The organism is Sulfitobacter sp. 15WGC (assembly GCF_005068605.1).
GTDB lineage: Bacteria > Pseudomonadota > Alphaproteobacteria > Rhodobacterales > Rhodobacteraceae > Sulfitobacter > Sulfitobacter faviae.
The window spans coordinates 1-1988 of the sequence record NZ_SZNL01000052.1 but is presented as its reverse complement, the minus strand read 5'-3'; the positions used below and the strand labels follow the sequence as shown (position 1 = coordinate 1988).

Below are 1988 nucleotides of genomic sequence, written 5' to 3'. Positions count from 1 at the left end.
CACCGATGGCGAACGACTTGATCGCGATTGGCAGCTAGGCGGTTTCGGACGCAATAGACGAAGCGATAAGCTCTGTCTTGCCCCCCTTGGAACCGCACTTTTCTAGGTTGGGCCGTCGCGGTTACCATGCACCCGTTCTCATCCACCTCTGCTTTGCGAAACAAGCTGTCCACTTTCTCTAAAGCCTCTTCTAGGTGGTGTTCGAAGATATCTTCATACCAAGCCTCGTGGATATCGCGAACAAGTACCATCGGGCCGCCGCTCATAGGAGTGCGCCTTCTGCTTCAATAGGTTGATCATAGTCTTCTGGCCCTCGAACTCGTCCCCCAGCAACTTGGTAGTCCGGATGAACCCAAACCACCCTTGCATGATCTACGCCCCCCCCCACTTCACGCTGATTGGTCGCCAGCGCAGTTCTGGCATCATGTGTCGTATGCGGTTCTGGTTAGTGCGCAGCGTTTCAATGAAAAACGATGCAATCTTCTCCTGAGGCAGCGCAAAAACCTCCATCTCTGCAAGCCATTCTTCGAGCCGAACAAGCGATACTTCCCGGGAGGCGCCCATAATCTGCTGCATAACGGGGGTCTCGATAGCCGAAAGGTTCAGAGCGCGTGGATTAAAGCTGTTGGACTGGCGATGTTTAAGCAAGGCGTTGTACAGCCGAGCAATATTCTCGTCATCCCCCATCCAGGCTAGGAACTCGGCCACGAAAGCGCCAAACTCTGCAGCGTTGGGACCGGATGCGCTACCATCATGATCTACGTCGATAACGTAATAGCGGCGCTCATCAGCCTCGATCCACAGCGGCAGGTGGTTTGTAGTGAACAAGAAGCAGCAGTGCTGCCGCACCTTTTCAACCTCTCTACCCTTAACCTCCGAAGTCGTGACCTTTTCTGAGATGTACGTCTTGAGAGTGTTGCCACGAGACGAGTCGGGCCTTAGCTGCAACTCTTCCGAGACCACGAGCTTGCTGTCTAGAAGCGGCTTATTGAAGCGACCTGTCAGCTTCTCGATGCTGTTCTGCGTGATTGAGTTCTCGTCTCCGAACAACTTAACCACGAGCTGGCAAAGGGTACTCTTCCCCGTTCCCTTTCGCCGCGAATAGAGAAAAGGGGCCCATGCTGGCTTGTCTGCTTCGTTTTGCAGACACCAAGAGAGCCAGTCCTTAAAGACTTGCCGATCCACCTCGTGTGGGAATATCCGCGAGAGAAGTTCGTCGAACAGGCCGATGTCTTCGCTCTCGATGCCAAGCTGGCGATACGCGGGTGAGCGCCAAGTGTTTACGAACACCATTTCGCTTGCGGGAACCACTTGCGTGGGTACGCCCGGGCAGCAGCGAGTAGTGCCATTCCAGATCGGAATAGTCTGCGTTGGGTCGTCATGGGTTTCTTCGATAGCTCTCTTGAAAACCTGCCGCCATTGGTTCTCATCGACAGCAAGATCAGGGAAGCATCTGCGCACCCGGGCCACTGTCATGCGCTGCACGTCTCTCTTCGTTAGACGGCTGGACAGGTTTTCGACACAGTGAAAGTTGTTTTGCGAGCGAACAAACCAGCCTGCGACCTTCCCGCTAAGGAAGGAAACTGTGTCGAAACCTTCCTCTTCCCCTTCCACTTTCTCGATCTTAAGGGCCTTCTCTTCAACCTCGAAAGCTCGAGCAAGAAATGGCGGAAGGTTTTGGCCTTCGATCACAACGCGTGCAAAACTATTCTCTTCGTTCATAAATTCTCCTAACGAAACGCCAGAAATGCCCTAAATTTGTGGGCTTCGGCAAAGTAAAATGGGAAATGTCGAGTCAGCATAAAACGAGATGCCCCCTGCCTAATGAGCAGGAACCTTAACTGACTTCGGATAAGAAGCGTGGAAGATACTCAACAATATGAGCTATCTCATCATAAGCCGCTTCGTTCCAAATTCCTATATAGACAGTTCGACGACAAATGCAACCGCCTAGCTGCCAATCGCGATCAAGTCGTTCGCCATCGGTT

General features: G+C 52.8%; 2 protein-coding genes. Both read right to left on the bottom strand.

Annotated features, from left to right (window positions below; genetic code table 11):
- Positions 1-266, bottom strand: a 266-nt coding sequence (locus FCK22_RS19135; RefSeq protein ID WP_211243592.1) for a hypothetical protein, incomplete at its 3' end; no start/stop codon positions are given.
- A gap of 106 nt (positions 267-372) precedes the next feature.
- Entirely contained in the window at positions 373-1722 is a 1350-nt protein-coding gene (locus tag FCK22_RS17880) for a primase-helicase family protein (RefSeq protein ID WP_136720742.1), read from the bottom strand.
- Positions 1723-1988: the final 266 nt, after the last annotated feature.

What these genes read in the sequence shown, in the direction of transcription:
- FCK22_RS17880 (WP_136720742.1), bottom strand. Translation starts at nt 1,722, where the DNA reads ATGAACGAAGAGAATAGTTTTGCACGCGTTGTGATCGAAGGCCAAAAC.